The sequence below is a fragment of the Vagococcus sp. AM17-17 genome (assembly GCF_003471765.1).
GTDB lineage: Bacteria > Bacillota > Bacilli > Lactobacillales > Vagococcaceae > Vagococcus > Vagococcus teuberi.
On record NZ_QRJY01000042.1, the window covers coordinates 1 to 915 of the forward strand.

At 26.2% G+C, this 915-nt stretch carries 1 protein-coding gene; it reads right to left on the reverse strand.

Going from position 1 to position 915, the window contains the following annotated elements:
• Positions 1-81: 81 nt before the first annotated feature.
• A partial coding sequence (locus DW196_RS11435; protein ID WP_158563579.1) for a hypothetical protein occupies positions 82-915 on the reverse strand: 834 nt, incomplete at its 5' end.

A 915-nucleotide genomic window follows, 5' to 3' on the forward strand; every position in this document is an offset into this window, starting at 1 on the left:
ATTATTTCATGATTATGGAACATTCACTATGCTTATTATATAAAAAAATTATTAATTAAAACTTTCAACACATTACTTATTTTAAGGGGTCCTATCAATAGACCACACTATAGTTCCAGTATAGTTACCTGTATCATTTTTACTAAAAACATTTAGCTGTAGAGAAGATTCCAAATTAATTTTCCCTACTGGATCTACAGATAACTGATCATTATTAGCTATAACATTAGGTTGGTTATTTAATACAATATTTCCTGAATTGTCAGGTCTTTTTAAAATTAAATTACTTTGTAACTTGACCATATCATTAGATTGATTATATATCCCGTTTGGCAGATTAGCAGTTAATTTCCATTCATTTTGATTAGAGGTATTTATTAATACTAATTCACTAGAACTCAAATTTTTGACTGGACTTACAGATGTATTACCTATTAAATTACGTGTTACTTCCCCGAATGAAATATTAGGAGCCTCTTTAATATAAATAGATCCTGTATAATAAAAAATTAACGTTAAATCATCAGTAGGTGTTTCACTTGGTTTTATTTCACTACCGTCATTATTACGTACAACATAATCATTTGAGGTTATTGATTGATAGCCTTCATAATTTAAATTTAAGATATTTTCAGAAATCAATTCGTCAATATTATCTTTTAGTGGTTTTGAAATATCAAATTCCACAGAGTCATCTTCTTTAGTTTTTTTTGTAATAATGTCTTCATAAATAGGAAGTTTAGTTTCTTTATTTAAATATTTTATTGTTGCTTTAACTTTTATGGGTTCAGACCAAATATATGTACCATTTAAAGTACCATCATAATTTTTAAGAAAAATATTACTTTGTCCTACTAATTTGTTAGTACTTTGATGCTTCCATTGACCATTATGAGGTATATTAGGTAAATTAGA